10 protein-coding genes are annotated in these 8,440 nt (G+C 39.1%); 5 read left to right on the top strand and 5 right to left on the bottom strand.

Annotated features, from left to right (window positions below; all coding sequences use genetic code 11):
• Positions 1–187: 187 nt before the first annotated feature.
• On the bottom strand, positions 188–316 hold the full coding sequence (locus tag WD048_12395; GenBank protein ID MEX0813010.1) for a hypothetical protein: 129 nt from the start codon (positions 314–316) through the stop codon (positions 188–190).
• Positions 317–350: 34 nt separating this feature from the next.
• Between WD048_12395 and rnhA the strand changes: the two genes are divergently transcribed.
• A complete protein-coding gene (rnhA, locus tag WD048_12390; GenBank protein MEX0813009.1) occupies positions 351–833 on the top strand; it encodes a ribonuclease HI in 483 nt (160 codons plus the stop codon).
• Between the two features lie 15 nt (positions 834–848).
• On the opposite strand, the gene fbp is transcribed toward rnhA, so the two are convergent.
• Entirely contained in the window at positions 849–1,871 is a 1,023-nt protein-coding gene (gene fbp / locus WD048_12385) for a class 1 fructose-bisphosphatase (GenBank protein MEX0813008.1), read from the bottom strand.
• Between the two features lie 197 nt (positions 1,872–2,068).
• Between fbp and WD048_12380 the strand changes: the two genes are divergently transcribed.
• Both WD048_12380 and WD048_12375 read left to right on the top strand, forming a co-directional pair.
• The gene (locus WD048_12380; protein MEX0813007.1) at positions 2,069–2,500 is read left to right on the top strand and encodes a GNAT family N-acetyltransferase; all 432 of its coding nucleotides are present in this window, start codon (positions 2,069–2,071) and stop codon (positions 2,498–2,500) included.
• Positions 2,501–2,510: 10 nt separating this feature from the next.
• The gene (locus WD048_12375) at positions 2,511–3,788 is read left to right on the top strand and encodes an aspartate kinase (protein MEX0813006.1); all 1,278 of its coding nucleotides are present in this window, start codon (positions 2,511–2,513) and stop codon (positions 3,786–3,788) included.
• A 7-nt stretch (positions 3,789–3,795) separates the two neighbouring features.
• Here the strand turns inward: WD048_12375 and WD048_12370 are convergent, their stop codons facing one another.
• Together WD048_12370 and WD048_12365 are read right to left on the bottom strand one after the other, a co-directional pair.
• Positions 3,796–4,755, bottom strand: coding sequence for a nucleoside hydrolase (locus WD048_12370; protein ID MEX0813005.1), 960 nt, complete (start codon positions 4,753–4,755; stop codon positions 3,796–3,798).
• 123 nt (positions 4,756–4,878) lie between these two features.
• A complete protein-coding gene (locus WD048_12365; protein MEX0813004.1) occupies positions 4,879–5,028 on the bottom strand; it encodes a hypothetical protein in 150 nt (49 codons plus the stop codon).
• An 83-nt stretch (positions 5,029–5,111) separates the two neighbouring features.
• Between WD048_12365 and WD048_12360 the strand changes: the two genes are divergently transcribed.
• Together WD048_12360 and WD048_12355 are read left to right on the top strand one after the other, a co-directional pair.
• Positions 5,112–6,473, top strand: a complete 1,362-nt coding sequence (locus tag WD048_12360) for a Mur ligase family protein (protein ID MEX0813003.1) — start codon at positions 5,112–5,114, stop codon at positions 6,471–6,473.
• Between the two features lie 108 nt (positions 6,474–6,581).
• Positions 6,582–7,304, top strand: coding sequence for a polyprenol monophosphomannose synthase (locus tag WD048_12355; protein ID MEX0813002.1), 723 nt, complete (start codon positions 6,582–6,584; stop codon positions 7,302–7,304).
• A gap of 199 nt (positions 7,305–7,503) precedes the next feature.
• Here the strand turns inward: WD048_12355 and WD048_12350 are convergent, their stop codons facing one another.
• Positions 7,504–8,394, bottom strand: a complete 891-nt coding sequence (locus WD048_12350; GenBank protein ID MEX0813001.1) for a hypothetical protein — start codon at positions 8,392–8,394, stop codon at positions 7,504–7,506.
• Positions 8,395–8,440: the final 46 nt, after the last annotated feature.

Here is an 8,440-nt window from a genome sequence, read left to right as displayed (position 1 = left end):
CCTATTGCGTTTTAGTGAATTTCTGAGCTCTTAAATAATTATCGAACTCAGGTTATAGTAAGTGCATTAAATTCTGATCTAAAAGATTTTGAAGATGCTGTTCAGAGTTCTGCGGCTGAGTTTAATGGAATTGAAGCAATTATTACAAGAAATAAGAGTGACTTCAAAAACAGTTTAATACCAATCTTCACACCAAAAGAATTTTTAAATAAGAACTGATATCTCCCCCGAGCATAAAATAATTTCGCTTTACACCAATATACATAAAAACATCCTTCCCTCCACTCCAAAATAGCCCTGCATTCGTTTTACGCATATTTTAGCATCTTTGCTTTGAAGAGGCACAAATTATGAATGAAAACCCACTTATAGAAATATACACCGATGGTGCATCACGAGGAAATCCCGGACCGGGGGGATATGGCACTATTCTAAAAGCCGGAAAATATTATAAAGAACTGAGCCAGGGCTATAAATGTACCACCAACAATCGCATGGAGCTTTTGGCAGTTATTGTTGGACTGGAAGCATTAAAACTTCCAAATTCAAGGGTTAAAGTTATTTCAGACTCAAAATATGTAGTAGATGCAGTAGAAAAGGGCTGGGTTTTTGGCTGGGAGAAAAAGCAGTTTAAAGGAAAGAAAAATCCTGATTTGTGGAAACGCTTCTTAAATATTTACAGAAAACACAGGGTGAGGCTTGAATGGATCAAAGGCCACAATGACCACCCCATGAACGAACGCTGCGATGAATTGGCTGTTGAAGCTGCTTTGAGCAAAGATCTTTTAGTGGATGAAGGTTTTGTGAAAAACGAAAAAGGATTGTTTGAATAGCTTTGTCTTTGGTCATTAAACCTTTTCCTGCTCCTGAGCCAGGAAGCTTTCCACTTTGTCAACCATTGTAGCTGAGCCCAAAAATACCGGCACACGTTGGTGCAATTCTTTGGGCTTGATTTCCAGTATTCTATTTCCCCTACCATCGGTGGCTTTTCCACCCGCCTGTTCAACAATAAAAGCCATAGGGTTACATTCATAGAGCAATCTTAATTTGCCTTTGAGGGCTGAGGTAGTTGCAGGATACATAAATATGCCGCCCTTGAGTAAATTCCTGTGTATATCGGCCACCATAGAGCCCACATAGCGCAGCGAATAAGGTTTTGGATTGCGCTCATCAATGCCCTGGCAATAGCGGATATAATCCTGAATGCCCATTGAAAATTGCAGGAAATTCCCCTGGTTGATCGAGTAGATTGTACCGCTTTCAGGAATTCTAATATTCGCATGCGACAGACAAAATTCTCCAATAGAAGGATCAAGCGTAAAACCATTCACCCCATTTCCGGTCGTATAGATCAGCATTGTAGAAGAACCATAAACAATATAACCCGCTGCTATTTGCTCCAGGCCTTTTTGCAAAAAATCTTCCTTTGTACAAGCGCCATTTTCACTCAGGCGTTTGTAAATGGAAAAAATCGTGCCCACGGAAATATTCACATCAATATTGGAAGAACCGTCCAAAGGATCCATAGCCACTACATAATCTCCATTCATACAATAATCATTGTGCATATTGATGAAATCATCATTTTCTTCTGATGCAATGCCCGCACAATTCCCGCCCATGGATAGCGCACTTATAAATTCTTCATTGGCAAAAACATCCAGTTTCTGCTGGTCTTCGCCCTGAATATTGGACGAGCCTGCCTGTCCCAATATATCTACCAGGCCTGCTTTGTTTACTTCGCGGTGCACCATTTTGGCAGCAACACCTATATCGCGCAGTAGAGAAGACAATTCACCGGTAGCATAGGGAAAGTCTTTTTCATTTTGAATAATGAATTCATCTAAAACAATTACTCTTTTTCTTCCCATTTTCATTTTTCAATTTGAATACAAATATCCTGAATTAATTCCGCTTAATCAGAACGCATGTATATAAAAACGCTATTCGCTTCGCAAAGAGTTACACAAATAGTATCAGCAGGTTACTTAATTTAAGCGGACAGTCCTATCTTTGCAGCCCTATGCAAAAAGCCAAATGCCAGATTTATCCAGCCCAAAAAGCCGACATGAAAGATGTAATGGCTTTGATCCGGGAATTGGCCGAGTTTGAAAAAGCTCCGGAAGCAGTTGATATTGATGTGTCGCAATTAGAGCAAGACGGATTTGGCCCGGAAGCAATTTTTAAGGTATTGCTTGCAAAAGTTGAAAACCGGGTTGTTGGTATGGCACTGTATTATCCCGCCTACTCCACCTGGAAAGGCAGAATGGTCTATCTTGAAGATCTTTATGTAAAAGCATCCTATCGCAATAATGGCATTGCCACGCAATTAATGAATGCGCTGATTTCCAAATCAAAAAAATGGGGTGCCAAACGCGTCAAATGGCAGGTGCTGGACTGGAACGAAACGGCCATTCAGTTTTACAAAAAATTCAATGTGCAATTTGATTCCGAATGGGTCAATTGCGATTTATACGAAGAAGAAATCCAAAAATTTTAAAGCCTGATCAATGAGAATTTTCAAGTTTGGCGGGGCTTCCATTAAAGATGCCCAACACATCAAGAATGTAGTTGAAATCATTAAAAAACACAGTGATCAACCCTTAGTGGTTGTTATTTCCGCAATGGGAAAAATCACCAATGCTATGGAGGAAGTGGTGCAATACACTTTCGATAAAAAAGCGAAGGAAGCTGCTGCTAAAATAGATGAGATAAAAGCGCAACACCTATCTATACTCAGGGATTTGTTTGGCGATAAAAGCAATATGGCAGAAGAAATGCTGCTTAATCTTTTTGAACAAGTATATGATGTGCAAAAATTCCACTGCCACCCGGATGTGGAAAATCGCTACAACAGGCTCTACGATAAAATTGTACCCTTTGGCGAGCTGGTTTCTACCACGATGGTCAACCTCTATCTCAAATCCCAGAATTTCAAAAGCTGTTTCCTGGATGTGCGCACAGTTATCAAAACCGAGGAAATATTCCGTGAAGGAAAAGTGCTGTGGGACATCACACAATCGCTGGTAGAAGACAAACTGAAAGAAAAGCTGAAAAATGAAATTGTAATCACCCAGGGTTTTTTGGGAGGGACAATCAATGGTGTCACCACTACTTTGGGCCGCGAAGGTTCTGATTATACTGCTGCTATTTTGGCCTATTGCCTGAATGCCGACAGTGTGACCATTTGGAAGGATGTTGCCGGGGTGCTGAATGCCGATCCAAAGATGGTGAAAGGAGCTCTACTGCTGGAAAACATTTCCTACAGTGAAGCACTTGAACTGGCTTATGCCGGAGCTACTGTCATCCACCCCAAAACCATAAGGCCACTGCAAAGCAAAAATATTCCACTGCGTGTTTTCTCTTTTTACAATCCTGAAGAAAAGGGAACAATCATATCGAAAGAAAGAGACCATGATAAGCTTATCCCTTCTATTATTTTCAAACAAAAACAAGTCTTGCTGAAGTTGAAAAGCAAGGACTTTTCCTTTATCACCGAGCAGAACCTCAGCCACATTTTCGGGCTGCTTTCTGAAAAGCGCATCAAAGCCAATATGATGCAATTGACAGCCGCTGATTTTTCTGTTTGTGTAAATGAGGACCGCAAGCTTTCAGAACTCTGCGACCTACTGGCAGAGCATTATGATGTCAAAAGCATCGAAAATCTCAGAATGATTACCATAAGACATTACAACCAGGAAGCAATAGACAATTCCGTAAATGGGCAAAAAGTAATGCTTTCGGAAAAACTGGAAGATGCAGCACGTTTTGTACTGCAGGAGGAATAGTAATAAATCACTCACAAATACTCTCCAAAATCAACTCTTCAAAACCGTGTAAGGCCCTGCGGGCATAACGCACTTTTTTTGGCGCGACAAAATCATAAGAAACTTCAAGGAAAGGTTTTTCTTTCTGATTGGGCTGAAAATATTGTGCGTCATTTTTCCTGTAATTGACCTGAATGGGAATATCCTCGTAATAACTAAAATATTCGGGATGGGAAATCACGCCAAGGGTAGCACAATCATAAGGGATAAAACCATGCACGCCAAACAAGCTTTCATTCAGTTCCATCCAGGGTTGAAGCGTTTTGTATAACCATTGATCTGCCTCACCCCCATCTATCAGGCACTGCAAATCAATATTGCCAATAAAAGTATAGGAACTGGGTTGGTAGCCCGAAAAAACCAAATGAACGGACGATTCAAGCAAAACATTCATGGAAGCGGTGTCCATTTCATAATTATAGTCATAGACATTCAGCTTTCCCAGACCAGGATTAAAAGGCAAAGCGGGAGTTCGTGCAGCACAAATTACTATGGAGTCAATCTGTGGAATGATATCGGGGTGGTTTTTAACAAGTGTGGCGATATTGGTCAGCGGTCCCAAAGCCAATATGCTAAGTTTTTCCTTTTTCAGGGAATTGTACATTGCCCGGGTAGCATCATTCTCAGTTCCCAGATCATTTGCATGGGGAGAACCTTTGAATACAGAAATGTTTTTTTTAGGAGCCTGCCAATTGAGGATTTTATGAATGACATCATAACCGTAATCCACATAAGTAATATTGCTGATTCCGGCTATTTCTATTTGAGGCTGTTTTAAGGCCATGATCAGCGCAATGCCATCATCCACCTCGCGGGCTTCGTCATCCTGCATACCAATCATTATATCGGTATCAAGCCAGATTTTCGTTTGAGCTGTTATTGAAATTTGAAAGAAAACAAGGAATAAGAGCGTTAATTGAATTTTCATAAAAAAATCAAATAAATATTACACTCTTAAAGTAATGGGTTAATTATTGAATTGGGCAAACTTAAATCTTACAATTAAGTTTAGCGCAACAATTGAATGGTAAAATAAAACTGAGACTCGGTACTAAATACACTGCTCCTGTTGTATTGGAGCTTGCTCTTGTGTAATCTGTCCCGGACAGCCATCTCTTTGGCAAGAAGTAAAGCCAAGTCCTACAACTGCAACTATTGCTGCCAATCCGAAATTTTTCTTTAGTAACTTTCTGAATTCCATATCGATTTGTTTTATTATCATTTGAATACTAACGTAGCCTTTCTATTTTTGGTGTAAAAATACACAATTTAATATACCCTACAATGAATCTACACTTTATTGCCATTGGTGGTAGTATAATGCATAATCTTGCGATTAGTTTACGGAAAAAAGGTTTTAATGTTACAGGTTCTGACGATCAAATATATGATCCCGCTGCATCAAAACTTAAAAAATACAATATTTTTCCTGATAAACCGGGTTGGGATGCCAATAGAATCCACGAAAATATAGATGCCGTAATTTTGGGAATGCATGCCAAAAAGGACAACCCCGAATTACTCAGGGCTCAGGAACTTGGGTTGAAAATTTACTCATTCCCCGAATATGTATATGAGCAAAGCAAAAAGAAAAAGCGTATTGTAGTAGGTGGAAGCCATGGCAAAACCAGCATTACCTCTATGATTATGCATGTTTTGACCAAAACGGGCAAAAAATTTGATTACCTGGTGGGATCAGAGCTGGAAGGTTTTGAGCTCATGGTGCAAATTTCTGATGCTCCGCTTATAGTTATTGAGGGTGACGAATACCTTGCTTCTCCCCTCCTACCTGTTCCAAAATTCCACCTTTATCATCCGCATATTGCAGTGATAAGCGGCATTGCATGGGATCACTTTAATGTATTTCCAAGCTACGAAAATTACAAAGCACAATTCGAAACTTTTATAGATAAAATTGTAGCAGGTGGCAAAGTGATTTTCAATAAAGAAGAACCCGAATTGATTGAAATGGTGAAAAAATTCGATCAAAAAAACCTTGTTATTCAGGGGTATTCCACGCCTGATTACAGTGTGGATGATGGAGTTACTACCCTACATTTCAATGGGAAAAATTACGGCCTTCAGATTTTTGGCCAATACAATTTGCAAAATATGGAAGCCGCTCATGCTGTTTGCCAATCGCTGGATATTAGCGATGATGCTTTTTATACTGCCATGCAAAGTTTCCGGGGGGCTGCCAAAAGAATGGAAACCGTATTGAACAAACCTGATTTGAAAATTTACCGGGATTTTGCCCATGCACCTTCTAAATTAAAAGCAAGTGTTGAAGCGGTTAAAGAGCAATATCCTGATCACAATTTAACTGCTGTGTTTGAATTGCACACCTTCAGCAGTCTGAACAAAGGCTTTATTGACCAATATAAAAACTGCATGGAAAAAGCAGACCATGCAGCGGTTTTGCTTAACCCTGAAGTTTTAGAACACAAAAACCTTCCTCCTATTAGCGATGATGATCTGCGCAATTATTTCAATCAAAAAACACTCCATATTGTGCACAATAATGCGGAGCTTCTGGAATTTTTAAGCAATCATAAGGCGAATAAAAGTGTACTTTTAATGATGAGTTCAGGAACTTTTGATGGATTAGATATGAAAAAGCTAAAAGCAACCGTTTCCCTGTCTTAATTATCAAAGTATCTAATTTAGATTTTTTAAATTCACATTTATTAAGCTTGGAAAATAAATTATTGTTGTTCTGCTTAGTATTTTTAACCCTCTATTAAAAATAATTCATTGAAACGCATCCTAATTATAATTCCTACTTATAACGAAAAGGAAAATATAGCTCGAATGGTAGAGAGTGTTTTCCAACAGTCGGATGATTTTCACTTGCTTATTGTCGATGACAATTCACCCGATGGCACAGCCGGCCTGATCAAAGAATTGATGGAGCAATACCCCAATCGCTTATTTTTGGAAAGCCGCCAGGGAAAGCTCGGATTGGGAACAGCCTATATTCACGGGTTTAAATGGGGCATTAAAAACAATTACGACTATATCTTAGAGATGGATGCTGATTTTTCCCATCCCCCTGAAAAGCTTATAGAATTGGTGGCTGCTTGCGAAAACGGAGCCGATATAGCTGTAGGATCGAGATATACAAGCGGAGGAAAAGTTAAAGACTGGCCAATGAGCCGGATCATGCTCTCCTATTTTGCCAATTTGTATGTACAGTTTATCACCTGGATACCCTGCCGGGACGCTACTGCGGGTTTTGTATGCTACAAAAAAGAAGTTTTAGAAACCATAAACCTGGATAGCATTAAGTTTATCGGCTACGCTTTTCAAATAGAAATGAAATACAAGGCTTGGAAACTGGGATTTGGTATTGCTGAAGTACCCATCACCTTTGTTGACAGAATTCGCGGCACCTCTAAAATGTCAACACATATTTTTAAAGAAGCCATGTTTGGCGTATTGGAATTAAAGTGGAAAGGGCTGACGGGTAAGCTTTGACCAATTTTAGCTGTATTTTATTGTAAATGACTGTTTTCAGAACAAGCCTAACGAAGAAATCAGACATTATGGACAGACTCTAATTATCAGTTCGTTGCATCTCAACACGGAATCAGCAGCAACTGAAACAAAAAATTCGGGATGAATAATCCCGAATTCAAGTAAAAAAATAAAATGTTGTTTCTTGCTTGTTTAAAACCTATGCGATTTTGCTCAATTTGATTTTGATGTCCTGTATTTTCTTTTTTTGAACTTCAATATTGGCTCTTTGAACCGCCTGTGCATCTTGCATATTGGAAGTATTTCTTTCTGCTTCACGAATTTCTGTTTTGCTCTTCACCAAATCCTTGGCTTCTTTTTCATTGCTCTTTTGCAAGTCCTTCTTATCGTCTTCTAAATTGTCAAGCGTTTTCTTTGCTCCCTTTGTGGCATTGGGATCGGAGGCAGTGTACTCCACCATTTCCTTTTGATCCTCTATTTTTTTGGATGAGCTTTTTATATCGCTTTTGGTGGTTGCAATAGATTCCTTAGCCCGTTCATTGGAGCGCTCATTTTCAGCAATTGCTTTCAATGAAGCTTCCTCGTTTTTAATCATTTCGCTTAGTTGCTTTTCCATTTCCTCCAGTTTGTCCTGCTCGGTTTCCAATTCAGCTTTTACAGCTTCTCTATATTGCGGCACAGCAAAATCACGAATATATTTTTGAACGGCCAATTGCTGTCCATTTCCCCGCTCTGAACTTTGCAAAGGTCTATTTCGCTGAGTAAACCAAGCTGTGAGGCGAACCCCGTCAGATGTTCCAAACAATTTGCTTTGAACATCAAAAGGTTTATTGGAAATATTTTTATCGACTGCATTGTTTTGGATGTATTCACCATTCGATTCACTCGCTCTTCCTTTACTTTTCTTGGAGAGGTATTTCGTCCACTCTTTTTCCACATCTTTCAAATTAGCTTGGGGAATATCTACGGTATATGAATTTTGGGCATCTCTGGTTACAGATTGATGGGCCACTGTTACGTTAATTGGTTCTTGCGCAAAAGTGAAAATTGAAAAAGCAGACAGTGCTGCTGTAAATAATATTGTTTTCATAATAGTTTGGTTTAAATTTTTAAAAATTAAAAAGTTAAAAAAACAA

The sequence above is a fragment of the Chitinophagales bacterium genome (assembly GCA_040877935.1).
GTDB lineage: Bacteria > Bacteroidota > Bacteroidia > Chitinophagales > CAIOSU01 > JBBDNB01.
Note: the sequence above shows the minus strand (reverse complement) of the source record. Positions and strands in the feature narration are given on the sequence as shown.